This window comes from Rhizobium sp. MHM7A, from assembly GCF_005862215.1.
GTDB lineage: Bacteria > Pseudomonadota > Alphaproteobacteria > Rhizobiales > Rhizobiaceae > Rhizobium > Rhizobium bangladeshense.
The window spans coordinates 1,324,255-1,350,812 of record NZ_VCHT01000001.1; the positions used below are offsets into that span (position 1 = coordinate 1,324,255).

The window sequence follows — 26,558 nt, forward strand, 5'->3', positions numbered from 1 at the left end:
CGAAACGCGTGCGGCTGCTCACGTGAGAGTTTACTAAGATACAATATTCCCGTCGTCGCTATGCAGACGGACTTCCTCGTCATCGAATTTCAAAGAAACGGTATCGCCGAACACGCTGAACTCGGTAAGTTGACCACCCATGTACCGCCAGATCACCTGACCAGTCGTAGGAGAAACCAATTCGCAACCGAGAAGGTGGAAAACGAGCAGGCCATACCGGGAGGAGGAAACCTCATGCAGAGGGTAGCCAAAATCTATCTCCTTAAAATCTTCCGAGCCCGGTTGCAGCAGCCAGATACCCGAGTTCGCCTGGACAACAACCACGTTGTCTACAAGCCAAACTTTTGGGTCGACACCGATGCCGACAACTTTGATTTTGACAGAGACGGGTTTGCCCTCGTGCTTAACCTGAAAAGCGTACAAATCTGCAGACAGGCGGCCCTCGCTTGCATCGATTACAGAATCGAAATCCTGGGTGTACGAGCTGTCGATTTGCTCCAGGTCAACCGATTGCATTGTTTGTCTCACACGTAACGCTTATTGCTACGGTAGATTAAACGATGTTGCAGGGAAAAGGCGACTTACCCAAAAGAGAGGTGACGTATGACCGAAATCAAACTGGGCTTAGACATCGACACCTTTGCTGGCGCTTTGATCCTGGTGTCCAACCGGACTTTGTCCGACAGCGAGATCATGAAGGACACGAGTGCGGTTTATGGTTCCGTAGAAATCTTCGCGATGGACGTATTCGCCGATGTGTTCGCCCTGCATAGGGATCGTGTGATCCGCATAGGGACCGAAACTGGTGATGTTGCTGAAGAATGGCCAAGTCCTTCGGCTTGGGAAACCGACATGATCAACGACCGTAGGGCGGTCGGCCAAACCTTTCTGAAGATGTGGGAAGACGCTAACGGAAAGCTTCCGGACGGGCATCGGTTGACACCTAAAATGCAAATCGTTTTCGGGGGCGAATTCACGATAGAAAATATGGTGTCCATGCCAGTACAAACGATCTTGGACTTTCGAACGGACATAGTGCGCCAGATCAGGGGACTACCTGACGGTGCGCGTATTATGCTGGACACCCAATGATGTGCGGTCATTGAGCAAAGAAAGCGTCAATCCCGATCTAAGGCCGAGGGCGCGGGGAAAAAGTTCCAAGGATTAGCCGATAACGCACATTATCGGCTCTTCCTGGTTATTCCGTTTCTACGGTCGGATTGATAGGCGATGGATCAATGAGGAAATTGAAATACGCGGGAACGCCAATTTTCGAAAGGACATCAAAACTTTCCGTGTCGAGGTAAAACCCGACCTCCTCGGTGGTCCACCAATAGATTGTCAGATAAATGGTGACCTCCTCATTGCCGAACTTCGACGAAAAAACACCCTTAGGAAGTCGGGAGCCAAGTTCGCGAATGTGCGCATTAAGGTCCTTCTCTCGCACGAGGCTCTCGGTGCTTAGAAAAATAGCATTTGCGGGCGCGGGAGATGACCGATCCGTGTGACGGGTGCCCTTAATCAGAGTTTCAGTGGGCCTGAAACCAGCAATACGGGTGAGTTCTTCAACAGACATGGTTGCCGAGTAGACCCGGAGGAGGGCGTATGCATCAGAAATCTTCGCCGCTAACCTGCTATCCAAAGAAACTCTAGCTCCATTTTGATAGAGCTAGAGTTTCACGAAAACACGCCTAAAGCTAATTCTAGGGAACTCACGGTTCGTAAGCGACCACCTGCTTGGCTGTTTCAGCACGCATGAGGAGGAATTCACCAAAATTCTCGGCGACTGGCTCAAGATCATCAACCGAGTCAGAAGCTCCTGGTGCCCAGACGCGAACGGGCTGCTCGTCATCAGACCGAAGGTCTAAAGTGTAGAACCCGCCATCTCCCGTGGATTCCAGCACCAGCAGCTTCTCGTGAAGGCCGCCCTCACGTCCTTCCAGGGTGACGCCCACAACATTGCCCTCTGGAAAAGCCAGACCAGCGATGTCGATGCCTCCGACACCTCCGCCTCCGAACTGAGTGTAGAAAGCTTTCAAGTCTGCCGGAAACGTAAGACCTAAACGATGCTCAGCATCCAGAATCGTGGAAACAGGAACGCCGCCATCGAAGCCAGCGCTCTCGCTCGCTATTTCCGCGAAGATCGTTACAGCCTTCTCAAAGTCCGTCATCATTCAACCTCAGAAATCTAGTGCCCTGTCTTTCCAATATTTGGCGCGGAAGAGATCAAATTCAACTCGATTGATCCCTGAAGGAATGCCCTGCGGATTGATGTGAAGGGCTTTATGGTAACCCTTGTGAAAATCCGCACCAACCTCGGCCAGGCTCTCCCCATCCTTTTGCAACATGTGATGAAGCTGGAGTTGTTTTCCATCAGGTCCGATTGGGGCTTTCCCGTCCTTCATTAGGTCGAGATTCGTCTTGCCCTTATGCATTCGCTTAGGATCGATCAGATCGTTTCGTTGGAATACACGAACCGGGCCATAGTTGACAACTCGGTTCCAATACTTCGCAGCGTAAGCGACAGCGTCACCCGCTTTGTCGGCAAGCTGTTTTTTCGCGACAGCCGGGAATGCATCATCAATAATGCCTTTCACCTGGTCGACATATTGGCCGTACTTCTTATCTCCACGGTATTCGTCGAGCTTTGAGATAATCTTCCTCGGCAGCGCCGGATCATTGGCGTGCTTTTTAACAAACGCGATGATTGAGCGCTTCACTGTCTCAGTCACGCCAGCAGAGGCCATTTTCAGCAACGCAAGGGCAATTTGCCCAGCCAACAGCTTCTTGAATAACCCAGCCTCGGCGTGCGATAAAATGATGCCGGAGGAGACGGTGAACGATACCGGAGAAAATGCCAAAGCGACGACGAGAAAGAATACCTTGATTTTATGCAGCATGAGAACTCCAACTTTAGAGTGTCAACATAGCGTCCCATTATGTAGGCATCCTGAATCGTCTTCGTAAAGTTTTAATCAGTGCCACACAACCCAGCGATAACGCACGTTATCGGTGATGCAGGATGTCGGGAGAGTGAAGAGCTGTCATTCAGTTTCCTGTTTTGTCTAGCGGGTAGAAACAAAACCGCGTTTGTTCCTTAGTGAACCCCATTGAATCTCCGCATAATCAGGACGTTGCAACGCGTGAACAGCATTGTGATAACCTGAGATTGAGTTTTCAGCACAGAAGTGCTTAAGGTCAACCATCATTTTCTCACCAAAAGGAAACGACGCAGTTCTGGTGGTGCTATCCCATCCGGCACCTTTGAAGCCGAACTTCTGCGCAAATATTTTAGCCGTTGGGAAGATATTCGCGCCCTCTCTCCGCTCTTGGATGAAGCAGAATAATCTTTTCGCGTTTTCGACCTTTTGAGGGCGGATGAAAAGGACGCACTTTGTGCTGGAAGAAAATATCGCTTGAATGCGACTATCGACCGTAAAGCCCTTATTTGCGAGCCAGTCAATGTAGCCTTGTACATTCTTATCGCCAACTAACAGACCAAGTCGAGGCTTTTCCCAAGCGATATGAAGCGTCTCACCCTTATTAGGTCGTTCAAAGGTGTCAGGGTGCCGCAGGGAGACGCCGTGCTTCCGGGCAGCGAGCAACATCTCCTTAAGGATGGTGCCTCTTTCTGGCCCTGCTGCTCCCGGAATATCTATACGGATTCTCCCGGATTGTTCAATGATTGATAGGTGGGGAATTATCGACTCTGCATGGTAGGCCTTAAACCTGAAACGGGGATTTCGTAGTAACTGCACGACCGCGCCGCGCTCATACTTTTTCTCAAACTCAGGCTCTAATTGTGTCCGTCGATAAGTTCTTACGAACTCTAGGCTACGCTCTCTATCTTGTTTATCAAGCGCGTAACCCGCTCGAATTTTTCCGGCGATCTGATGTCCATCCGGTGCGTCGCTAACGTTATAGCCTTCATAGTCGAGCGCATGCGCCCCATCGCACACACTAGCTAAAAACTCGACGCAATCTTCCACAGTGAGATCATTAACGCCAGAAGGATAAGCTCCAGTGGTTGCCTGGAGTCTGGCAAAGAAGTTGTCGAGCACGGGTGTCGCAAGCTGGCTACTCTGATGGTCCAAATGAGCAAATCCAAAAACCGAATGTACATATTTCGCTCTGGGCGATTTTGGGTCAAGGAGTTGAACTTCTCGCGAGCGTAGGCGACAAAGGGCCGATAAGAGCCGGTATCGGTTGTTTTCTGTTTTTGAGGAACCTACGACAAATTTCTTTGGTATAGTTTCTTTCAGTTGAAGGGGGGAAAATTCAGAAAACTGAACATTCGAGAAACGCATGACAACGATACAACGATTTCATTCTGAAGCACGAGAAGCCGTGCTAGACAGTTTGTCTGATACATCTATGTGGAATGAAGTTGACGATTGGATAAAGGTCTGGAGGGCCTTCGATAGCCTGATAGTCGAGACTCACGAAAAGATCGAGGACAAAAAGATTAACCCCTTTGAGGGGACTTCCTCCTTAGACATAAACGTAAAAAACCATTCAAGTCCAAGTGAATATCTCAGAGAGGTAGACCGGAGGATATCTCGCTTTGAACTATCGGAACTACCTCAGTCCCGAAACAGGAAGGGGATTTCGGTCACGTTAGAGGCCATATTTGAAACGATAGAAGGCTTAAATCCAGGAAAGCCGCTCAGCAAGTTTGCTCGAAAAGTCGTCGGTATTTTTTTGCGATATTGAGGCAAGTAGGAATGAATACAAAAGGAAGGTGGTGACTGATCACGCTGGCAAGCTATCAATCAGGCTTGCTTATGAAAAGGGCGCGTTACGGGACAACATTTGTAAATCGGTAAGAGAGTCCGTCTTTTCAATATTCAGCTCATACCAGTTGTCGGGGAATGATCAAAGCTTCTTGGAGCTTGACCACATAGCTGATTCAATTGGGTTCACCTATAAGAACCAGTTGAATTCCTTTATCCCGAGATTTGGGGGGTTAGAATTCTCTCTACACGTCAAAGAAGCGGCACAAACGCACAACATTGAAATTAAGCATTTGGAGAAGATATGTGGCCAAAATTTTAAATCCCTGATGAATTATGATCCCGGGGAAGGAATGCGCGACCCCATTTCCCAGTCCCTAATCGCACGCGATCCGAAATACAGCTGGTCAAGAGAATTTGATCAATGGATGCGCGAAGAGGGCTCATCGACCGCTATCAAAGATGCAATAGAAGAGCTGATATCAAATTTAGAGATTCCACAAATAACACTGGATATAGAAAGTGTGAAGGTTCATACCAAAGATAAAGGATATACTCAGAGCATTTTTAAGTATGTAGGTATATCTTCTCTAAAGAAAGCGGCAAAAGCAATAGCAGTAGGAGATGCTTTTAACTTCAATGTTGGCCAACAGAGATGTTATGAGGCTGACATCGATCAGTTGAGCAACGACCTTAATCTATTGATACTCGCTCTAAGGCGTGAAGCATTGATCAATAAGCGAGTTAAGCAGAACGTTCACGCCTCTAACGGACCTCTGCATCTCTTAGATGAGGTCAAGACAAAAGTCTCAATTCTAAAGAAAAAAGGGATAAAAAAATTCTATGTTCATCTCGGTGAGGGAGCGGAGCAAAACGTCGTACGCGAACTCCACGCATGCGCGGCTGCACAGACGGAGTTAAAGATTGTTTTCGAGGCACAACAAGCCAGGCCGAGGTTTGTGCGGCCGTCAATCCCGAGATTAAATGTGAATGGGTCGGAACCCGGGGTAACAACAGAAGTCACCATAAAACACTGCTTTGACCGGATCGGCGCTAAGAAATCCGTGGGAGTGAACCTCCGCGAAGACGATCAACCCACAAATGTCCCTAAAAGGTAGTGAATGTTATAGTTCGATAAGAGCCATTATCGATGGTAGCCGGTCTGAAGATGTTTGCGACCAGGACAGCCTGAAGTTATTGTTGGGTGATGAGCGATCTGAATCCTTCTTCAGCAACTAATGAGTCCTCCCAGGACGAACACCTGGTCAAATTGACCCATCCCGAGGCGCTCGTTTTGCTGGAGTTGCTTTCTCGCTGGTTAGACCCTGATTGCGAGTTGCCCGACGTGTGTTTTCAACATGACAGCGAGTATAAGGTTCTGCTGAAGGTCCTCGCTCAATTAGAAAAACAACTCGTAGAACCTTTTATGAGTGACTACGTGGACAGACTCATGCGGGCGAGGGCAGAAGTCGCAGGTTGATGCGAAGGCATTGAGTGAGGATGGATTTAAGGTCATTTCCTGATCTGAAGGTCGGTTTTTTGGAAACCAGCAACTGACGAAATTAAAGCAGTCATTATTGTGGTTACCTTCAAGGACGTGGAACTGGAACGGCTTTTGACCGATTATTTCAGTGCGCTGTATGTCGAGCGGGATGCGTAATGTTGACATCATTGTTTTGTTAAGATTTCGGTACCGAATTCCTGTTAGAAGGATTGGGGTTATGCCGAAAGGAATGGTTTAGTGCGTTATTTGCTTTTCCTCACATATCTCATGTCCTCAATAGTCTTAGTACCAAACCACGCCTCGTCTGGACTGCTCACGAAAGGCTTAGGCCTTGGTGGAGCAGGTGCCGCGCTATGCTTACGGGCTGCACCATGCCGTGAGTGGGTTACGCGTGGTCTAATCAATCGCGGGGTCGCAAGCATCGAGAGTTGCTTGGAAAACGTAGCGTGCACTAACTACATCGTTTCACTGGCAAAGCAGTTCGCTGGGGTATCGAACACCCAAGAGACGCCGATCAAACGCACAGTACCTATGCCCAAAAGGCCAAAGAAAGGCTGCACGGCAATTTGCCGCGCCGATGCAAATGGGAACATTCCTGGCAATCTTAAAGATGGTGTGCCACTGTTCACTTTTGGGGAGGCGACGGCAGCAAATTGTCCGATGGCGGTGAAAGAAGCCAAGCGAAAGGCAACTCACGCATTGGGAATGCAACCCAAGCATATTGGTTGTGAAACAGCAGGAAAGTAGAACATGAACGACGTTAATGGGCGGAAGCTATCTGAAAATGATCAGGTGACGCTGTTGCATGTAACCGACGAAATGGTCGCTGGTCTTCCAGAGGATGAGGCCTCATTTCTGAGGTCGATGTCAGGTCAGACTGTTACCGTGAGTGAAGTGGAGGAAACAAGCATCGAGGTAATGATGACCGATAGGAAAAGCGGAATGCTACATTTCCTACGCATCCTGGGCAGCGATGTTAGACTCTAAGAATGAGCGACCGAGGCCACACAGGGCCTCGCTGCTACTATCACATCGTGGGAGGGGAGGGAGTGGCGTCCTCGACAAGGTCAGCAGCGATATTGCATTCGTTCCTGGTCGTGGCCGCTGATACGCTTCAGCGCCGTCTCGATGTACTCCAGACACCGTGACAAAAGACCTGGGTAACTGTGACGCGGATTGTGCTCGTTACTGGGAGCACAGAAGTCGATAATAGCCATTATCGATGCTTCCAGTTCAGCCCCCGCGCGGAAGGTGAAGGCGTTTCTACCGGCTCTTCTTTAAGGATGCCAAGTTTCCGCCCGGCGCGACGGAACAGATCATTGAGATCGTTTCCGATGAGTTTCTGAAATTCAGGTGCCGTCGAGGATGAGCCGGGCTCCCGGGCTTCCAAGCCCTGCGTCTGGCCCGTTAGGAGTTCATTCTTTCAGCCCAAGCAGTTAGCCTGTAAAGCACGCACTTAGAGGCCGACCAAATGAATTCGAACACGCCCCTCACACCTGAAGAAGAAGCTTGGGTAAGAGCAAACGCTGACCAGGTCCGGGCGTTGATGCAGGCGAGCGAGCCCAAGGCTACAGTGAGCGAGAAATCGAACGATCCAATTATCAGCGCAGCCAATGATGTCTCTGCCTACATCCGCAAACAACTCCACAAGATTAAGACCGAGATGAATCGCAAGACCGAAAGTCTTGACCGGTATACACGAATGGCGGAGTTCAGCGACAAGGATGTAGCTGAATATGCACGTCAGGAGAAGCCGCTCATTGAGGAAGAACTAAGAAAATACGAGCGGCATATCGAAGCTTTGAACGTCAAGCTGCAACTCCTCGAACAGAACCCAATAGATGCCTTTCTACCAATCGGTACCATAGTTCGATTTGAAGGTGTTCCCGACTATGAACATTCGCTCCAGCTCTCAGACGACAGGAAAAGTTATCCGCTTCCTGGGTCCATCGGCGTTGTGACCGGTCTTCGTCACAATAGCGAATTTACCCTTGCCGTAGGCATGCGCAAAAAGTTCAAAGACGGTTGGGGCGACACCTACATGCCCGACTATGATCGCATTCCGGTATACAAGGTGGATCGCTCTATGCTGTCCGTGATCGGATACGGGAAGCTTCCCGACGGCACAGACTACGAGGGCTATGGTTTCCACCCCACTCACATCCGCGAAGGAAGACACAATCAATCCAAACCGAGAAGAGATGGTTTTGGAATGCGACGGCCACTTCTGGCGATTCCACGATTTCGGCGGGACCCAATCGATTGAGGCGCTCCAGGCCTATGAAAACATAGAAGAAATGTCTTGGATCATCGGGCCGCGCGAAGAATATGCGGGTGCTACCGGCCCAAAGATTTGACTGCGATGGAGCCTATAAGGGTCATTATCGGCTGATCGAGATCGACATCGATGCTAGTCTGGTGAGGTATTCATCAATTCGTCGGGAATGACATGGACCTAGAAACCGTCTGGGAAATACGAGAAGAGGAGATTTATCCTGGCCTCTTTGGACCGCACTCCCGAGGTATATTCCCGCTGGAATGGGACCTGTTCCAGAAATTTGGCGCTACACAGATCGACCCTCGCTGGCGTCACCATGGCATTTTCGAGTTTGCACCTACGCAGGAGCGAGCCTCCTGGATTTACATCACCTCCGGCCATTCCAATCCATACGATATCGATGAAGACGACGAGGAAGCTCGTGACGAGGCAGGTGTAGAGTTCGCGCTCGCGGTGACCGAGCCAGGCGACTGGGCGATCCGATGCCTCCAATCTGTTTTAGCGTTCGACACTCTCCTGTGTGCTGGTCATTATCCTGGAAGCGAGCCGCTCGGTCTCTATGACAGAATCCCAATGCATGCGCCATTGAATGGCGATCCTCGATGCAGCCTCCGGACATTGGTGATCACCGAATCCGCCGCATACCCGAGTTTCGATACTCCAGCCGGAAAGGTCACCGTAAGAAGCCTCACAGCCATAAGCGATAAAGAATGGGAACTGTTGAGACAGGAAGGAGCTGATCTCCTTATCGAACAGCTAAGCGATGCCGGTCACCACCCGATCAATGACCCATGGCGACAGTCTCTGTTTTAAAACGAAATCCTGGGTCTGCACAGCCACGGACCTCGATATCAGCTTGAGCCGACCTCGCGGAAATTCTAGACAAGCATACGAGCTTTATTGACAGTTCCTCAAACAGACCGGAGACTTGATTATCGACAAAGGGAAATTGCTCATGTTGAATAAAGTTGTTGCTCTATATCTCGAAAAATTTGGAAAGAACGGGGCATACCTCCACGGCGCTGCAATCGTATCAGCGCTTTTTGTCGATCTATCCTTCGCGCTGGGCCTTCTTGTGACTTCGAGACGGTCTGCGGCGATTGCTGCGCCTTTTGCATTGGCCTGGGCGACGTGGGTATGGTTTATAGCTCGACCATTTAGCGAATTTACTACCTATCCGGAGAATGAGTTATTCACGACCACATCGCCGTACCTGATTGCACCGATAGCCTTCAGCGCGGGCATTCTCTTCAGGCTCCTGGTCGACGGGAAGTTTTCACGTAACGCAGCCGTTGTCGCAGGAATCATCGCTCTCGTACTCATGACACAAGGGCGCGGCGGACTAGACGAGATAAATGCTCGCGCTGTTGCCTATGCTGGTCCTGCGCTTACGCGTCTTGATCTCTCGATGAAGTCGCTTGGACATGTGTCGGAAATCAGACAACTGAAGGGTATGCGTTCTCCAGAGGCGATAGGGGCAGCTTATGTTTGGCAGCGCGAAAACTGGAAATTGATGTCGATGACAGGCGTTTCAGACTACAATTCCTACCTGGTATACCTGCAGCAAAAGCAGGATGACCACGATCTCCTAAAAACCATGTCCGCCATGGGGAAGGCCGAGGACTGGCACAAAATTATGGAAACTCGTTACAACGACCCGAAGTGGCCTGATTATATGGCAGAGCACTGACATCACTCATAAGGAAGTCTGCCTGAATCTTTAATGGTATGATCGCCGACGTTGGAAAATCAATGTTCGGCGATCAATGGGTCGTCGGCTTCCCGGCAAAATGCTGGAAGACCTCTTCCATAATGCCATTGTCAGACGCCTTACAAACGAGGCAGCACCAACCGTAAAGATCATCTTCGCTTGGAGCGGACACCCCGAGCTTCTTGACGAGAACCGCTTTGAATTCGTCGTAGAGACTAAGGACTAGCGGAACCCCGTGATCAAGAGTCCTGGCGATACCCTCAAGGTCTTCTTCAGTAACAATTCGTCCCTCCGATGAGGGGTGACCATACTTATCGATACACGGCACATTGACCACAGCACTGAAGCCACTCAGGTGTTCGATGAGAATTCTAGAGACGGTCTGTTGACCAGTGCCGAAGATTTCGCCGCCAAGCTGGGTCGTGACTTTGCCGGTCCGGCTGGTTGTAGTCGACTGCCTGGAATACCACGGTCCCGCACCTTCGACTGTCGTGGTGATGGTGCCATCGTCATTTTTACAGTGGCGGACAATAATTCGGCGAAGCGGAAATTGCCCGCCATCATAGCCTGGTTCCATAGCCATCAGTCACATCCTCACACCAAATGCAGGCGAATTCACTTCATCGCAGATAGAGGGTCGGGTACTTTTTATCAAGGAATTCTGTGATGCGATGATCTGTGACTTAGAAGAATTTACATTTCGGTGCCTGTGAACCATGAGAACTGCTTGATCGACAAGGAGCAGCCGCCTCCTTTATCGTTGTTTCAAGCTTTACCCTGATATACAGCTCTAAGAGAGCAGCAGGAGACGACAAATGTCCTTCACCGAACACATGAGAAACCGCATCCATCAGCGAGCTGCCAACAACAGTCGTCTCAAGCTTGAAGACCTGCCGCCGACGGTAGGTCCAGCTCCGATTGCAGATAACATTCTGCTCGGAAGAAACAGTGAAGCGCGGCCAGGCGACGAGCCTGTTGCAGACAAGCTGCGAGACGTAAATAACCCAGCGGCGGTGAACCTTCCGAAGTGGGATAATTATCTGGTCAACCAGGCGCTGCGAACGAACATACCCTCAGCTGACAACGATGTACGGCGAAGCCAGCAGGAGGAGCAACAGTGGGCGATGGTGCAGGCCGTCCAACACTATATGCTCCACGTTGGAGAACGTTTGACACAGGTCGACTATGGGGTCGCCGTTTCAGATGTCGATATCGCGGCACGGCAGTTCGACCATTTGCTTTACCTCGGGCTGAACGGCCCCATGATCGATAGCATCCGCGAACAACTTGAAACCTGCGTTAGTGAACTGGAAGTGATCCGTCGGCGGACCGAAAAGGAAATCGCGGAAAGCCCTATGAAGCCAGCCATCGACGCAGGGTTCCGGCTTTCCTGCAGCCCACACCGTTATCAGCAGCACCTGATCAAGCCGATCCCAGACCAGGAAGATGCGTTCTGGATTCTCGCTTCTGCTGACGGTGTTACGTCCTACACCTATGCGGACCAGCCGTGGTGGTCGGTAATCGCCATCAATTATCAAGGTGACGGAGAAAGATTTGCCAGCGTCGCGGAGCTAGTCGACTTGCGCATTGCGCTGGAAAATCACGAGACGCTGAAAGCACCGGAAAACAACGGTGAAACCGACCCGGTGATGTTCGCCAGCTGGCAGGACGTCCTCGCAGCTGAACAGCGACTTACCATGTGAGGTGTCTGCAGATCGACTAAGACGACTGATTGCAGAGATGAGCATTGTTTTAAGCTGCTGGCGGAGTGATCGTCTACCATCGAAAACAGGATGAACAACATGTCGAACTCCACGACTACAGCGCCTGATTGGCAGAAATTTGGCACCATCTCCATCGACGGGACGGATCGCACGATCTGGAAGTACGACGATGCCGACGGTCGAGACGTCTTTCAGGTGACGACCGGCGATCAGCCGACGAGCAATGGCGGTTACCACGAACTCGAAAGCCTGCTGCAGTTAAAGGGCGTGAAGATGACGGACATCATGCCCGTTTCGAACGGAATGCGCCTCTGATTATTTCGGACAAAGGCCGATAAGAGGCCTTATCGACGATCCAATACATCGCGTTTCGCCAGAAATTACTCCTGACGCGATTTCACTATCTATCGAACAAACAGTTCGAGAACCTTACCTCAGCACAAGGGTATCGCACGGATTTCTGTGCCGCTAAAAGTCTATGACTGATTTGACAAAACCATGACGACAGTTAAATAGGTGAAAGATTTCCTTGTGAGGGCAACGTCGTGCTTAATGCAAATCCGTTAGGCGACATTATGAACTTTGGTCACGACGTCGTCAGATCATTTATGGCAAATTTCCGCTTCAAGGATGCAGCCTCTGACGACGTCTTGGAACCCTTCAAGAATACTGTCATCCAGGCAGTCTTAGATTTCGACGTTGATGCCTTTATGAAGCAGCACCCTGGCTGCTCCCTTTGGAGGTATGACAATCGCTTCTCCGAGGTATTTGGCACTTCTGTATCCGGTGGGGTCCGCGCTTTCATTGCAGAGGCGATCTACAGGCCCAACCTGGAGCTTTTGCACGAACTCTTCCCTATCTGCGTGAACTTTGAAGAGTTCGGCTGGGATGGATGGGTCGGGACCCTTGGTAGGATCACGGATAGCCCCTACCACGAGGGGGTGGAGACAACTGGACTGAAAGGTGTCGAAGAATTAACCGCTCTCGGCCTCTTGGAGGTTGCAAGCCAGACAGACGAAAAGTCCGGTTCATTCGTAAAGTTCTCTACAATGGGGTTTAGGACGTACAATACCATTTTCGCGATTTCCCCAAGGCCAGGCGAAGAGCCTGTGCGAGCATATTTGCTACGCTAGGGTTATGACGTGCCGATGGCCAGAATCATTTGCGGTATAAATTAACGCACTGCGGCAGCGATATACTATCGCACCCCGATGCGACGAAGAAATGCGTCGGCGGCGTCTGTCAGATCAATCTTGTTAGCTCGACGGTTTCACCATAAAAAGGGTGGTTCGGAACACTTTGGAGATCACGGATGAGCGCTTTCAGTATGGTCGCAGGGACCAACAAGTTGGCAGGTCTCGTACTTCATGCCCTCAACCTAGAACATGGGCAGGTGCCGCGTTTCCGTGACGCATACCTTGATATCGATGAGCCAGGTCGACCAAAACTAGTGATACTGACGAGAACCGGGGGTGGCCATCGTTCGAGGTACATTCAGGAAAACGAAACCCTGTCGGGCTTGGTCGGGTTTATATCCGACCACGATGACCCATTCGACACGACTTTCGCCCATTGGAAATTTGATGTTCCGGTCAACGCACCCCCGGCAGTGACATCTGCAATAGCGGAAATCACTGAGATGGCGGCTGATCCTCAAAGCGGTCTCGACCCAGAAATCCTGATGAAGCCAATGGATCGATTTAAGAGCCGAATTGAGAAGAAGGAGTGGGACCCTGAGCCAATGGCGGGGCAGTTGAAGGAAATTTTCCGAAAAGCCGGTTGGGACATGGGCGGCGAATAAACTTGCGGTACGGCAGGGTCGACCTGCAACGGCCGATAAGAGCTGTTATCATCCCTCAGCAAAGTAGGCCGCTAATTCAGATAAGGGTTATCCCGTTCGCCAGGCGGTAACCACAAAATAGCGGCACTCTTCCTGTCCAGTAAGACCCAATTCTCGTGGTGTTCATGATGTCGTTCTTCAGTTCCAGAAGCATCGGCTTACAGCGCTTACCGACGGCCAGCCGACTAGTCGGCTGGCCGTTCCTTCGCGACCCATCGTCAATTTGCTGCACCGACCGGAGCCCATCGGTCAGTTGTCGTTCCGTCACCGACTTGACCTTGGCTGTTTTGTCCCCAGCACCTTAATGTCTGATCGCTCAGAGCGGCACAGGTGGTATTTCCGCCCGCACTAATGTGGACCACTCCGGAACTCAAGCCTACGACATTGTTGGGAGTTCTAGCAGTTGTCCCGTTTCCAATCTGACCGTAGGCGTTATTGAGCGCCAAACACTTCGCTGCACCGCTGGTCGTAATAACGCACGTGTGCTCCTCTCCAGCTTCCAGGTCGACATTTCCGCTTGTGAACCCGCTGATATTCGTGGGGGGCGCAGGTGGGTTTGGGGTACCATTGCCAGGATTACCCCAACACGCCAATGCTCCCGTAGTCCGGATCGCACAGGTGTGTTTTCCCCCGGCCGCGACATTTACAATTCCCGATGTGACCCCAGTCACATCGGTTGGCGTAGTTTTATTGTTGGTACTTGCGCCATCGACTTTTCCATACATGCCGACACCCCAACACTTTACCCCTCCGCTTTTCGTCAACACGCAGGAATGGTCAACACCAGTTGTTATTTGAGCTGCGATCCCGTCCAGTGCCGAAACCGGATTTGGGCCAGCGACCGTACCAGCAGCGTTAACGCCCAACCGGCCATTCGAGCCTAGCCCCCAACAATAGACGGACCCCGAGGTGGTCATGCCGCAGGTGTGGTTGCTTCCAGCAGCAATTTGTGCCCAATCGGATCGAGTGACTGACTGAGGGCTGCTTTTGCTGAGGACTTGGCCATTACCGAGTTGGCCGTGTTCGCCCATCCCCCAGCACTTGGCAAGATTGTTCGATGTAACCGCACAACTGTGGTATGCGCCCAAGCTGATGCTTGCAACCCCGGAAGTTAATCCGGTCACATCCACTGGCGTGAGGCTACTCACCATTTTGCTGTTACCTAGCTGCCCCACGCCGCCGCTGCCCCAGCACTTCACGCCGCCTTCGACAGTAATACCGCAGCTGTGCGCCGTGCCGGTCTCGACCTGTGTGAACTTGAAGGTAACGCCTTGGATCGTGATTGTGTAAACGTGCTTTGCGGTCGCGCTTTCGGGTTGCGCGGCCTGATTGGACCATGAGGCTTGGGCCTCAAATTTATATTTGCCCTTGGCCGTCGCAGTCCCTGAAACTATGCCTGTATTCGTGTTCAGGAAAAGACCGCTCGGCAAACCGCTTACTTCGCCGCTGTCTACGGTGGTGGCGTTGGCCTTGAAATCCTTTACGTCCGCAACCGGGAGGTTGGTCGCATCAATGTAATCCCTCAACGCCAGCGAATAGGTCTTGTTCACCTCGCCTGCCGGAAGCGTAGTATCCTTGAAACTCAGACTGATCTGTTGCAGATCGGACTGCAGGATGAAGACCTTCGAGCGGGTACGGCCGTCATAAGACGCGGTGAAAATCAAATCATAGGTGCCGCTGTTGGCGAGCGTTCCTGAAATTGTTGATCCATCGACAGTCAATCCGGCTGGAAGGGTCGACATAGTGGTCGCCGTGTCGCGGTTCGGATTGACTGCCCACGTCCATGTAAGATCGCTGGTGTTTATCCCTTCGGTCTTTGACGGATCAAGAAGACCCATCAGGTCGAAGGTGTAGGGCGCACGCTTGAAAGCCGAGCTGAGAACGGCATCGCCAAATTCGAACTTAATCTCATCCTTGATGTTCAAAATGTAGGTTTTGGTAGAGGAGAAGTTCTCGTCTGATCCGTTTTGGTAAGAGGCCGTTACGCGGAAAGTATGCGTGCTTTCCGCGTCGTTTGTCAGGCCAGAAAGAACGCCATTGCTCGCCAGCGTGATATTGGTCGGCAGACTTTCGCCACTGGCAAGGGGTTCGACCTTGTAGGATACGTCAGCCAGCGGAATGTTGTTGACCGTGGTGAGCGTCTTGAAGTCGAAGCTGTAACTGTTATCAACACCAGACCGCGCACGCTTTACAGTCGGCAGAATGGAATCCGCAAGTTCGAGACCAGTTGTCGGCAGTTTTACCGCGAGGCTGTAATTTGCCGACGAGGACTTGCCGTTGCCGCTTGCCGTTACCGTAAAGCCGAAATTTCCCGAAGCTGTCGGCGTGCCGGACAAGACCCCGGTCGCGGTGTTGAATGTCAGACCTGCAGGTGCTGGTTCAATCACCCAGGTAAGTTCGGAAGCATCCATGCCGTCGATTTCGACAAGGCTCTTGAAGTCGAAGGAGTAGGGGGCAATTCGCTTCGTGCCTTCCGGCAGAGCGCTGGACAGGAGACGAAGATAAAGCGCACCTGCTTGCGAGCGAATGGTGATTTCGTTCGAAACACCCGTGTCGCCCAGGCTGTCAGTGCTGGTAACGGTAAATGGTCCGAAAGTGCCTAGGACCTCAGGTGTCCCCTCGAATATACCAGTCGAGGTGTTGAAGGTCACACCCGGTGGCAGAACTCCATCAGGAAGCGGGTTCCAAACAGCCTCGCCGACCACATTTGCTCGCGTCACGGCTATAGGCTTCATTGGCTCCTGCGCAGAAACCGTAATCAGGTTTGGAGCCGTCAGCGTCATATTTGGCAGAACTTGGACACGGAGGGGCTTCGATGTTACGCGTAGCGTTTCATCGGTCACTGAAATGTTGAAGTTCGTGTCCTGCACCGAACCTAGCGTGCCAGACAATTTGCCATCTACGGGGTTGACCGAAAGCCCGGTCGATCCAAGGTCGAGGGAGTAGAAGCGATAAGTGCCAAGCGTGTTGCTGATCACCGGAGCCGCAGATTCAAACGCGTAGCCGACCTTCGTCACGACATCGAATACATCGAGGCTGATCGGGTCTTCGTTCATGTAGACCGTCATGTAAAGGCCTGATTTTGACGTCGTTCCGCTTAGACTGTCACCGACCGTCAAAGAGAACGGTCCAAACGATCCAACGGCGGTAGGAGTGCCAGTGAAGGTGCCGGTGGTCACGTCGAAATTGATGCCAGGTGGCAGATTTTCAGTTCCCGACAAAGCCCAGTTCGTCGAACCATAAGCGTTTTCTACGCGCGGCTGGAAAGCACCGGCATCCACGAAGCTATAGTTGTAGAGAAGGTCGGTATTCGTGGACATCGAAAGGATTAGTGTCGGAAGAACGCTGATTTCGAAAGTAGTCGAAGCCTCGCGACCCGCTGAGTCTTTTGCCGTTAGCGTCACCGGAATGATTTTGACTGAGGTCGGCGTTCCACTGATCACACCCGTCTTTGGGTCCAACGTCAGGCCGGTTCCCTCAAGTCCCGTCGCCGAATAGGAGAGTGCGCCAATATTGTTCTCGATAACCGGTGCGGTTGTTTTCAGCAATTGCCCGACACGTTGAACTGCAGGTTCAACTGCAACAGTCATCACACTGCCGTCCTCAACGATCTGCAGGCTTATCGATTTCGGAGCAGACCAGGTCGTAACCCCTTCATAGGTGTCACCAACCTGAACAACGATATCCTCAAACAGGCCAATGACAGTCGGCGTACCCGTGAACGCCCCAGATACGGTGTCGAAAGCAACACCCGACGGAAGCGTGCCAGAAATCAGCTGCCAGGCGGGAATGCCGATGACATTGGTTGCTGAAACTGGCTGGCTCATCGAGAGGTTCGCGATACCCATGAGAGGTGAAGACCCATCAGTCGTAACCACCGGGGCCAGGCGATCCCCAACGCTCAGGCTGATAGCCTTCGATTTCAACGCGCCAACGCCGTCTTCGACGCGGAAGTTATAAGACACTGCGTCGAATTTTGCAGTTGGTTGGGCCGAAACCCGCCCGGTAGCAGCATCGAGAGCGAAGCCACTAGGAAGCGGGGGCTCAACATAGAATGTCGCGCCGTCAATCTCGTTCTCGCTAGCGAGATCGAAATAACCTGGGAAATAGAGGCTAAAGGTGAACGTCTCAGGGCCGATAAGATTAAGCGCATCACGCGGATCGATCTTTAGCTGGATGGCCTCCTGGTCTGTGCCAAGAGAACCTTTTCCGTCTGTCGCTGTGATCGTGAAGGTCTCATCGTTCAGCGCAACGGTTGAACGTCCCGAGATCGTACCGTTGTCGAACGTTAGACCGGTAGGCAAGTCTGGACTGATAGACCAGCTCACGTCGGCAAGAGCATGCTCGGCCGCGAACGGTTTGAACGGTATTACATCTCCATACTGCTTCAAGGTGTAGGTCCGGACGTCGCCGACAAGTGTCAAGGGGTCCCGGTTCGTCACATTGACGTTTATCGTCGCCGTATCCGTACCCAGTGTCCCACCCTTGGCGTCAACGGCGGTTACCGTGAACGTCTGGGAGTAAGGCCCACTGAACGATCCGGAAAGGCGACCGTTGACCAGTTCCAACTCTTCCGGAAGCACTGGATTGAACGTGAACGTGACAGGAGGATAATCTTTCTCAACCCCAATCTGTCGGTCAATTTCATCGAAGGCCTTAGCGGTGATGTCCATGTCGGCGACGTTAAGGTGCTCACGTTGTGTCACCGTGATGCTAAACGGACCGCTGATGGCTGTGGTGCCGTCGAAGCTGTCCGCAACCTTGATCTTGAAACCGCTCACAGTCGCATTTGTACCGGTCGCAGGTCCGCTGATTACTCCTGTCGTTGGATCGATTTTGAGACCAGCAGGTAGGGATGGGCTGTCTAACGTCAACTCATAGCTGAGGCTGCCAAGACCATTCGTGGCAACAGGAACCAGCCGGTCGGCTTCATCATACTGGTTGAAAATCGTCTCCACTGGAACTGAAACCGACAGGTCCCCCCGTACCATGAAGTTCACCGCTGCTGTCTTTGTGCGGCCAAGCGTATCCGTGATAGTCACTGACGTGCCGTAGTTATTCGGATCGCGGAAGGACCCAGTGATCGAACCCGTCAGGGAGTCCATCGATACATATTCCGCAAGGAGATCGGCTCCCTCAGCAAAAGTGAAGGTGAGGGGTGCGAGCACATAATTTGGCGATAGCGTCCATGTTCGTGCTGCAGCGCCCGCCCGGGCGTAGAACGTCTGGGTAGCAAATTCGATGGCCTTTTCCGGCGCAACCTTGATCGTCACTCGCTCCGAGCCACTCTCCGGATAGCGAAGTTTTCCTTTGCGGTCATAAGCCGAAACGTAGACATCACTGTAGATGCCAGGTGTCCTCACCGTGCCGTAGAAGCTGCCATAGCGGTTCGATGAAACGTCATTCACGAACTCCATACCAGGCGGCAGCGTGCCGGAAACCGTCCAGACGATGTCTTCCTTTGTGCCCATGGCGTTGATCAGCGTCGGGCTCAAGGTCGAAGGCTTGCCAGCCGTAAGCGGCAACGCTGGGAAGGAGAACGAGAAAGGAAGCGGTGGGTCGACATCAACAACGAACGTAAGCGTGTCTGCGAAATCACCTGTCACGTCCGTCACGCGAATGCTGATTTCCGCTTGCCCCTCGTTCAATGGTGTACCGTAAATGCGCCCGGTCCATCTATCAAACACCAGGCCGTCCGGAAGTTTCACATCACTTGGGAGGGAACTATAAACGAAACTCGGCACGCCATTTGTTCGCACCGACGTGAACTCACCATAAGTCCCACGATTGAAGGTGATTTTCCCATTTTCTGTCGGCATCGAAAGCGTCATTTCAGGCAAAATCTTAATGGTAATCGTGCCGGAAACCGGATCGCGGTCCAATTGGTCCTTAATCTGGTAGCCAACTCGGTACGTTCCAGCCTGCGTGAAAGTTCCTTTGACAAGCTTGCGAACAGTCGCGCTATTCCCAATCGTTCCGTCTTCCAACGTTAGTCCGTAGGTTGCCGCATCTTCCGCATCCAATGCGTACGTCACGTTGCCGTACGCATTGGAGACCTCTGGCAGGGCCAGGCGGGTCATTTCCTGATTAACTGACCACGTGTGCTCGAAATTAAGGTCTCCATTGATTGGGCGCGGAGCTTGGGGCTCAACAACAACAAGGTCGAATGGTTCGCTCGTCCAGGAATATTTGTCTCCGTCGGAATCGGTCACCTTCACCCGAAGGTTTTCGTAAACGGTGCCGACTGGGTCCGACGTCGTGCCACGTACAAAGATGTAATTGACGTAGGCCTTTTCGATACTCAACGCGCTTGGAAGGTCGCCGCCAACCAGGCTAACACTGATCTCACCTACCGCATTGTCGATCTTGCCGAGAGGGCTGGTGAAGCTGAACCCATTCATTACGAACCGATCAACCGTCGTGTCTACGAGCGTCCCTTCAACGTATTCACGATCCTCCACAACGATATTGAAATTATTGGAATCAACCGGAGTATTGAAATCATCCGTTACCGTAACCTTGAAGGGACCGTAAGTTCCTGGTGTAACAGACGCACTCGGCTCGACCGTAATGACTCCTGAAGTCGCTCTCAATTTTATCCAAGAAGGGAGACCAGACGCCGTGAAGCGGGCCTCGCCGAAGGTGTTCTGGAAATTGAAGGTAGGCTGGATAAAGACACGCTCGCGGCGCTTCACAGCTGTGGACGACGCATACTGTAGCGACAACGGGTCATGAACCGTCACGTAGTTGTATGCCGACACGGTATGTCCGCCAGACGAAACCAAAACTCCGAAAGTGTAATTACCGGCCTCTGCGATGCCAGCTTGCGATGAGAACAGGCCGTCTGCAAACGTCACATCGCCGACAAGAGTGGTGCTCGGTTTGAGCGTATAACTTATTTCCGCCATCGCTCCATTGACGGTTGGCAAGGGGACCGCGAACGCTTGGTTCGTGCGGACATGTAGAGATGTCCCTTGGGCCGAAAACGGCGCTGCCGACACATAAAACGCGAACGGATTTGAAGTCTTTTCTTCAACACCGAGCCCACTAACGCCGATTACGATATTGGAGGACGCTCCACTCATCGTGGGCGTACCCGCAAGAACGCCGGTCGAAGAAAGCGAAATCCCTGGAGGCAATTCTCCTGAAACAACGGTGTATGTGGCATTGCCCAATCCGGTCGGGAACGTGCGCTCGAAGTAGCTACCAACCGTTCCGGAAAGGTTCCCCATGCGGTCGAGTGAGAGTTCCTCGGCTGTTGTCTTCAATGTGAAGACGTTCGAAAGGCCGACTGCGCCGTCAGCAGTATCCCGGGCCTCGATCTGAAATTGCGCCGATGTGTCGAATGTTGTGAATGCACCACCAATCTCGCCCGTTAGCGAAGAGAAGGTGATTCCACTCGGCCGAACAGTCACGGGAACCAGCTTGTAGGTCATTGTCCCGACTGAACGCTCAACCGAGGCCTGTATTTTAAAGGTTTCCCCCTTGTTCAGGTCAATCGTCTGGTCCGCGATATCAACTACTTTCGGGCCGTCTTCGACCAGGAAACTACCATATGCATAAGCAATTGGACGGTCGAGATAATCGTACCCCTGCCAACCAACCGCATATGTACCTGCTTTCGTCGGAATTCCTTCGAATGCCCCATTGCGGGTCGTCATCCCATCTGGATTGGTTAGATCAGGGAATGCCTCCCAGCGGGCAACATTTACTCCACCAGGCGTCGGAATTTGTGCATAAAAATACTCGTTTGTGTGAGTGTAGTAGTCGACCGACGTGCCAACGCCAATCCGCTCAAAAATGGTGAAGTTTACCTTAGCGCGTGCGATCTTGTTTCCATAGCTATCGTAGCCGACATAGGTCACAACCGACTTCTGCGCTTGCTCACCAATTCCCGAAATGACGCCACTGGCACGGCTGATCGAAAATCCAGCTGGGACAGAGCCGCTGTCCAGCGTCCAAAGCACTACATTCCGCGTGGCGACTGGGAGTTCGCGCGTAAACGCCTCCCCTACCGGCGATACAAAATAGACCGAAATGTCGTTGCCGGGTTCAAAATCCGGCTCCTCTTCAGTCGGTGTCTCTGCCTTTATAACGCTCGAAACGTTGTACCGAAAGAAATACTCCTGAGAGGAGGCGCTGATTGGAGTCCCGATCAGCGACACAGAGATCAGTGTGGAAAAAATCTTACGGAACATTGCTCGACCCTCGGCATGTAAAGGAAATGATTGTCCGGGGGCGGGCATTAATCAAGGTAATATATCAGCAATGTCACTGCACCGTTGCTACGGTGTCAACATGATACTAGGCGCAAGAATTTATGTGAAGGCGATGGAGGACTTCTCGTGGCAGGCAACCAGGCAACCACGTACGCTCAAGCCAAGTCCCTTGTCGCAAAGCGAATCTCCTTAGAAGAAATCCATGGGGTTATATGGGATGTGGAAAGCGCCCGAGCGGAAAAGAACCAATACATGAAGACCGTTTGCGAAGGATCGGGTCGCGTGGAAAATGAGGGACGGACACTGATGGCCCGAGGCTGAAGTTATCGGCTATGGCTAGTAGTAGCGACCCATCCAGCCGATAACAGGCATAACCGAGTCTCGACTAGAGGACATTTCACGGCGTGGCATATCGCACGCACAGTCGAAGAGCGGTCTCACATCGCGAGGCTGTTAGGTATACTCGCTTTCCGGAACCACCTTCCGAAGTGCGACGCCGATGTTCATGCGCTGCTGGCCAGGGTTCAGGTGGTCATAGCGCTTGGTAACGCCCCACTTCTCGGCGACTTCGTAAAGACGCTTGAGGTCGAAAACACCATCGACTTTGACCTGACCATCGAGCCACTGATTGAACGGCCCCTTGGCCGTGTTCATCAGCCAGGCCGCCCGCTGTTCAGGCGTAACCCGCATAGTATTCTTATCCTTTGGGGACTTACGGTAACCGCTGGCAGTGCTGAACAGATTCGCGCGGGTGATCTGCACCGACTTGCGGTCATGGTAGTAACCGATGTGTTCGAGAACCTGCCGGGCCATATGGCCGATCATCTGCTTGAACCGGTCGTCTATGGCCGCGTCACCGAAGACCTGAACCAGGAATGGAGCGAGAGGCTCCACGGCAGCACGTTCGATGTCCGTTGCAGCGCACATCAGCGCAATCGCGGCCGGGCGGGTCATGAAAATGAGAGCCGCAGCACCAAGGTCGGTTTCGTAAAGCTCTCGGAAGTTTTGTGGATCGTACGTGAAGCCCGTTAGGTCGAAGTTTAGAATGACGCTGTCGACGTGATTTTCAAAATCTCTCATCATCTTCCCCTCGTAGGTCCGTATGCTCTTACCTGTGAAATAACACACCCATGACATATGTCAAGCGGGCGTGTTGGCCAAATTTTCAGTTCGAGAAGGGCTAGGATGTTCTATGGGGATGGGAACGGCAGCCCTCGTGAAGGATAGGAACTGCCGATCATTGATTCTGCGTCGAGGCTAAGGGATGGCAACCATACCATCAGCTACGGTGCGGAAACCCCGTCGGACGCCCAATGCTACGCTTTGAGGTTGCTCTGGATCGAAGAGGAAGTTGTGAGCGTTTTCGAACGCATCGTCGCCAAACTCAATCATCTTGCGGAAGTCATTCACTTCCGCTCTGCTTTCAAAGCCATGCAACAGGAACGAAGAGGCATCAGAATGCCTTTCGGCCTGTTGAGCCGAACGCGTCGAGGCAATCATGTGAAGCTTCTTGCTTTCGGGCCCCTTAAGTACAGGGTCGATATTGATCAGGAAATTTTGGCAGCTGGCATCGTCCAAGCCGTCGAGGACAATGAGAGTGCGCTCCTTCGAAGTCGATTGCCCAAACAGAGATTCAAATGAGAAGCACAGGTCTGAGAATATCCTGCTTGTCAATTTTCCAAAAAACCCAGCCTCATCATCGTCGTCCAGATCGATGATGATCGAGCGGATGTTTGGATCGATTGTTGTGTTGGATGGGGACTGAAGAGAGACACATTCCCGAATTGCCGAGGCTATCCTGCGAGCAGCTTGGTTCACCAGCGTTTCCCCGTTTAACGCCATAGCAGACCCAAACGTGGAGTCCACTTGATCACTACGAAGCAGCCGCATCATTATGTCCAGCTTAGGCACTGCATAGGCTTGAGCTTGGACTGCCAAATCTCTGTCTCCACGCAGTGAAAGCTCTTCAGCAACGTCCCACCAGGTGGCAACACCGTCGTTGCCAAAGACTTTACCGTCGATCTTTTTATCCGTGCCACGAACAAAGAGATTAGGCTTACCGTCACGCGTTCGGTCGCTGACGGCGTCGTAGGCCATATCGATGAGTAGCCCAGCCAAAGACTTTACGCCCGGGGTTTCCCACGCTTCCTCGTTTATGATCACAGATATCAAGTCGACCAACCTGGCCCGGTGAGCTGAATTGGGCTGCCGCTCGCCCAGAGGCGTATCAAATGGGTTCAACCTTATTCTACCCATAGACCTGATACGCAGCACTTCGAGATTGGCATCGATGCCTCCTCGATTTCCTGAAGCTAAAACCCCTCTCAGTTGTTCAATATAATGGGGTTTAGGACGTTTAGTAACAAGACGTACTCGCGCTTGCGAGCCGTGGTTATGACGCCACTTAGAGATCAGCTCGGTAAGTATTTTTGTTTTCACCGCACCATCAGGTCCCGACACGACAACTGAGGGCGTAACATCGTGAGGAACAAAATCTTCAAAAGACAGGGTGGATTCAGCCAGGACACGCTCAGGGTTTCCACGCGCAAGCTTTGCAGGTTCTTCGCCCTCAACATCACATTCGTGAAGACGAGACTTCATTCTGGACCATGTTTCGAAGCCGCATACTGTGGCGACAACTTCATAGGCATGGTTTAAGGAAACAGTCGTTCCCAGTTCTTGATGACGACGCTGGACAGCTCTCGCCAGGATTTTTGCACGCGCAGCGTCGACCGCTGGCAATACTAACTTACTCATTCTCAAACTCCGCGAGACGGACTATGGCTTCTCTGGTGTCCCCGTTGCCATACGCCTCCGCCGATTGGTTGAGAGTGATCGCATGTGCAAATTCATTTCGTTTGTTTTCAGCTGTTCTACCGTGTCCGTTTCCGGACGGGGGCTGAGGGCACAGCCAAGCCTTCAATTATTTAGAAGCGGATTTCCCCGGCCGTCAAGAAGTTCGCGGTTCGCGCCAGAGGAAGCGATAACAGGTGTTATCGGCGCATCCACACCGGCAAAGGTCTGATGGATGTGCCTGGTAGGTCGCCTTTTTGTCAAAAGCGACCCTGCGAAGGATATTTCCAATGGAACTTCCTGCAGGACGACAAATGGATACCGAAAAGACCTTCACCAACTTCCTTCCGAGAGAATGGGCCGACACACTCGCTTACGCGAAGAAAATCAATGCCAGGCTGCCACACTTCGAAAGCTATCTGGAAGCGCGGGAGGTGGATGCCTACAGCAAGAAGAACGCCCGCGTCGTCTTCGAATACATGCGTGATGTCGCCGGGAAACCTCTTCCTGCAATCGAGAAGCATGTCATGTGTAATCCTCAGGTGGCTGAGGAGTACCTTCGATACAAGAAAGACAGTGATCCGAAGAACGATGATGGCGGTGGAATGATCATGACGCTCTTCCGGCGCTTGCGCAGCCCGCAGATCAAGGCAGATGCGACCGCAACAAAGCCTAAGGTCGAGAACGAACAACCGGTGCAGGTCGACATGTCCGCGCAGAGCAGGGCGCAAGCCGATGAGACATTTCTCCGCTATGTGAATGACCTGATCGCTCAAGGACAGCGAAAGAGTTTCCAAGCCTCCTTCATCAGCCTCCGTAATGGAGCCCGGCACGTCGGTCAGTTCTCCGTACATGGCGATGAACTAGCCATGGTCACCGACACCGAATGGTTCATCTTCGACGCCACTGCGCCGTCTCAAGTGATCTCGGTTGGCCACTGGCCAAAGGAAGCGAAGTTTGAAGATGTGAGGAACGGCCTTGCGATCAAGGAAGCTGCCGAACAACTGAGCGAGATGGGACCTGGGGCAAAGATTCCCGCTACCTTCGTCGAAAAAACTTCACAGGCGAAAGGAGACGGCACACTGACACTGGTTCAAGGGAGGCTGCTCCTCTCCTTCGGCAAGGACGACAAACAGTTCCGATATGAAATCGAGTATCCCTTTAAACGTGACCAGATGCCGTCTCCTGCTGAGCAAGAGGCGTTCATCGAGAAGACTCGCCGGTTCTCTGAAGCGCATGAGGCCAGGAAAACAAACATCCTCGATATGATTCAAAAGAAGCCGGAAGGCATTCACGACCAGAATGGATATCACTATCAGCTGTCGGAAGATGGTCAGACTATCACGAGAACGCTATGGCGCGGACGAGTGGAAACATTCTCCCGAGAAGAGTTCAACACGATGGAGATGGCCCGTCTAGCGCCAAAACATGAGCAGGTAATGTCAATGGGACGCGGCATGAGCATGTGACGCAATTAACTCTGGAGTGTAAGCTTAGGCCAGGCAACACGCAGGCAATGGCAAGAGTAAAATGACTTCGGCTCCAATTTCAGGTCGATCCGGCCGCTACTGGGCAGGCTGCGCAGATTCGTTAGCCAGTATCGCCTCATGCCGGAATTTTGCGAACTTTGTCGCGCACAGGCGATTTCCGCCGCGATCTTTGATCCTCGATCCGATCTTGCAGAGACTTCCAGCGGGGCCACGAAGAGGCCGATTTCTCGGATGCAAAGTTTGACCATCGCCTCTAATTCAAGACT

General features: G+C 52.1%; 23 protein-coding genes. 14 read left to right on the plus strand and 9 right to left on the minus strand.

Annotated features, from left to right (window positions below):
* Positions 1-33: 33 nt before the first annotated feature.
* Entirely contained in the window at positions 34-516 is a 483-nt protein-coding gene (locus FFR93_RS07530; RefSeq protein ID WP_138392723.1) for a hypothetical protein, read from the minus strand.
* 87 nt (positions 517-603) lie between these two features.
* On the opposite strand from FFR93_RS07530, the gene FFR93_RS07535 reads away from it, so the two are divergent.
* Positions 604-1,092: a hypothetical protein gene (locus tag FFR93_RS07535; RefSeq protein ID WP_138392724.1), complete on the plus strand. Its 489-nt coding sequence runs from the start codon at positions 604-606 to the stop codon at positions 1,090-1,092.
* A 106-nt stretch (positions 1,093-1,198) separates the two neighbouring features.
* Here FFR93_RS07535 and FFR93_RS07540 read toward each other — a convergent pair whose 3' ends face one another.
* The 4 genes from FFR93_RS07540 to FFR93_RS07555 all read right to left on the minus strand — a co-directional run bounded on the left by FFR93_RS07540 (position 1,199) and on the right by FFR93_RS07555 (position 4,094).
* A complete protein-coding gene (locus FFR93_RS07540; protein WP_138392725.1) occupies positions 1,199-1,576 on the minus strand; it encodes a DUF4279 domain-containing protein in 378 nt (125 codons plus the stop codon).
* 136 nt (positions 1,577-1,712) lie between these two features.
* The gene (locus FFR93_RS07545) at positions 1,713-2,174 is read right to left on the minus strand and encodes an SMI1/KNR4 family protein (protein ID WP_138392726.1); all 462 of its coding nucleotides are present in this window, start codon (positions 2,172-2,174) and stop codon (positions 1,713-1,715) included.
* Between the two features lie 6 nt (positions 2,175-2,180).
* Positions 2,181-2,900: an HNH/ENDO VII family nuclease gene (locus FFR93_RS07550; RefSeq protein ID WP_138392727.1), complete on the minus strand. Its 720-nt coding sequence runs from the start codon at positions 2,898-2,900 to the stop codon at positions 2,181-2,183.
* 165 nt (positions 2,901-3,065) lie between these two features.
* On the minus strand, positions 3,066-4,094 hold the full coding sequence (locus FFR93_RS07555) for a hypothetical protein (RefSeq protein WP_138392728.1): 1,029 nt from the start codon (positions 4,092-4,094) through the stop codon (positions 3,066-3,068).
* Between the two features lie 211 nt (positions 4,095-4,305).
* Between FFR93_RS07555 and FFR93_RS07560 the strand changes: the two genes are divergently transcribed.
* From FFR93_RS07560 to FFR93_RS07595, 8 genes are all read left to right on the plus strand, one after another.
* Complete coding sequence (locus tag FFR93_RS07560) at positions 4,306-4,713, plus strand: hypothetical protein (protein ID WP_138392729.1); 408 nt, start codon at positions 4,306-4,308, stop codon at positions 4,711-4,713.
* Between the two features lie 31 nt (positions 4,714-4,744).
* The gene (locus FFR93_RS07565) at positions 4,745-5,851 is read left to right on the plus strand and encodes a hypothetical protein (RefSeq protein WP_138392730.1); all 1,107 of its coding nucleotides are present in this window, start codon (positions 4,745-4,747) and stop codon (positions 5,849-5,851) included.
* Positions 5,852-5,940: 89 nt separating this feature from the next.
* Positions 5,941-6,213 (plus strand): hypothetical protein, encoded by a 273-nt coding sequence (locus FFR93_RS07570; RefSeq protein ID WP_138392731.1) that lies wholly within the window; start codon positions 5,941-5,943, stop codon positions 6,211-6,213.
* 456 nt (positions 6,214-6,669) lie between these two features.
* Entirely contained in the window at positions 6,670-6,984 is a 315-nt protein-coding gene (locus FFR93_RS07575; protein ID WP_138392732.1) for a hypothetical protein, read from the plus strand.
* Positions 6,985-6,987: 3 nt separating this feature from the next.
* Positions 6,988-7,224 (plus strand): hypothetical protein, encoded by a 237-nt coding sequence (locus FFR93_RS07580; RefSeq protein ID WP_138392733.1) that lies wholly within the window; start codon positions 6,988-6,990, stop codon positions 7,222-7,224.
* 484 nt (positions 7,225-7,708) lie between these two features.
* Positions 7,709-8,503, plus strand: coding sequence for a hypothetical protein (locus tag FFR93_RS07585; protein ID WP_138392734.1), 795 nt, complete (start codon positions 7,709-7,711; stop codon positions 8,501-8,503).
* Between the two features lie 183 nt (positions 8,504-8,686).
* Complete coding sequence (locus FFR93_RS07590) at positions 8,687-9,328, plus strand: suppressor of fused domain protein (protein WP_138392735.1); 642 nt, start codon at positions 8,687-8,689, stop codon at positions 9,326-9,328.
* Between the two features lie 142 nt (positions 9,329-9,470).
* Complete coding sequence (locus FFR93_RS07595; RefSeq protein WP_138392736.1) at positions 9,471-10,205, plus strand: hypothetical protein; 735 nt, start codon at positions 9,471-9,473, stop codon at positions 10,203-10,205.
* A gap of 73 nt (positions 10,206-10,278) precedes the next feature.
* Here FFR93_RS07595 and FFR93_RS07600 read toward each other — a convergent pair whose 3' ends face one another.
* Positions 10,279-10,809 (minus strand): hypothetical protein, encoded by a 531-nt coding sequence (locus FFR93_RS07600; protein WP_138392737.1) that lies wholly within the window; start codon positions 10,807-10,809, stop codon positions 10,279-10,281.
* A gap of 232 nt (positions 10,810-11,041) precedes the next feature.
* Here FFR93_RS07600 and FFR93_RS07605 point away from each other — a divergent pair, with 232 nt between their 5' ends.
* From FFR93_RS07605 to FFR93_RS07620, 4 genes are all read left to right on the plus strand, one after another.
* Positions 11,042-11,929 (plus strand): hypothetical protein, encoded by an 888-nt coding sequence (locus FFR93_RS07605; protein ID WP_138392738.1) that lies wholly within the window; start codon positions 11,042-11,044, stop codon positions 11,927-11,929.
* 99 nt (positions 11,930-12,028) lie between these two features.
* Entirely contained in the window at positions 12,029-12,265 is a 237-nt protein-coding gene (locus tag FFR93_RS07610; protein ID WP_138392739.1) for a hypothetical protein, read from the plus strand.
* A 260-nt stretch (positions 12,266-12,525) separates the two neighbouring features.
* Entirely contained in the window at positions 12,526-13,083 is a 558-nt protein-coding gene (locus FFR93_RS07615) for a hypothetical protein (protein WP_138392740.1), read from the plus strand.
* Between the two features lie 179 nt (positions 13,084-13,262).
* Positions 13,263-13,751, plus strand: coding sequence for a hypothetical protein (locus FFR93_RS07620; protein ID WP_138392741.1), 489 nt, complete (start codon positions 13,263-13,265; stop codon positions 13,749-13,751).
* Between the two features lie 257 nt (positions 13,752-14,008).
* On the opposite strand, the gene FFR93_RS07625 is transcribed toward FFR93_RS07620, so the two are convergent.
* From FFR93_RS07625 to FFR93_RS07635, 3 genes are all read right to left on the minus strand, one after another.
* Positions 14,009-21,988 (minus strand): putative Ig domain-containing protein, encoded by a 7,980-nt coding sequence (locus FFR93_RS07625; protein ID WP_171049135.1) that lies wholly within the window; start codon positions 21,986-21,988, stop codon positions 14,009-14,011.
* Positions 21,989-22,462: 474 nt separating this feature from the next.
* Entirely contained in the window at positions 22,463-23,089 is a 627-nt protein-coding gene (locus tag FFR93_RS07630; protein WP_246661281.1) for a hypothetical protein, read from the minus strand.
* Between the two features lie 177 nt (positions 23,090-23,266).
* Entirely contained in the window at positions 23,267-24,766 is a 1,500-nt protein-coding gene (locus FFR93_RS07635) for a hypothetical protein (protein ID WP_138392744.1), read from the minus strand.
* A gap of 326 nt (positions 24,767-25,092) precedes the next feature.
* Here FFR93_RS07635 and FFR93_RS07640 point away from each other — a divergent pair, with 326 nt between their 5' ends.
* Positions 25,093-26,271 carry a hypothetical protein gene (locus FFR93_RS07640; protein WP_138392745.1) on the plus strand — a complete coding sequence of 393 codons (1,179 nt, stop codon included), beginning with the start codon at positions 25,093-25,095 and terminating at the stop codon, positions 26,269-26,271.
* Positions 26,272-26,558: the final 287 nt, after the last annotated feature.